The organism is Duganella radicis (genome assembly GCF_009720825.1).
Classification (GTDB): domain Bacteria; phylum Pseudomonadota; class Gammaproteobacteria; order Burkholderiales; family Burkholderiaceae_D; genus Rugamonas; species Rugamonas radicis.
Genome location: NZ_WNKY01000134.1, coordinates 1 through 408, shown reverse-complemented (window position 1 = coordinate 408; position 408 = coordinate 1). Strand labels below are relative to the sequence as shown.

Genomic DNA, 408 nt, shown 5'->3' with positions numbered 1-408 from the left:
TCGGCAGCGGCTTGCCGGCTTGCGCGTTGGCGATGATCAGCGGGATCAGTTTTTCCGGGAAGTGGTATGGACCGTAGTTGTTGGAGCAGTTGGTGGTCAGCACCGGCAGGCCGTAGGTGTGGAAGTACGAACGCACCAGATGGTCCGACGCCGCCTTCGAGGCCGAATACGGGCTGTTGGGCGCGAACGCGGTGGTTTCGCTGAATGGCGCATCGTCCGGACCCAGCGTGCCGTACACCTCGTCGGTGGAAACGTGCAGGAAGCGGAAGGCGGCCTTCTCATCCTCCGGCAGGCCGGACCAGTAGGCGCGCGCCGCTTCCAGCAGGCTGAAGGTGCCGTTGATGTTGGTGTTGATGAATTCGCCCGGACCGAGGATGGAGCGGTCGACGTGGCTTTCAGCGGCGAAGT

At 63.5% G+C, this 408-nt stretch carries 1 protein-coding gene; it reads right to left on the bottom strand.

Annotated features, from left to right (window positions below; genetic code table 11):
• Positions 1–408, bottom strand: a 408-nt coding sequence (locus tag GM676_RS33130) for a dTDP-glucose 4,6-dehydratase (RefSeq protein WP_155468473.1), incomplete at both ends; no start/stop codon positions are given.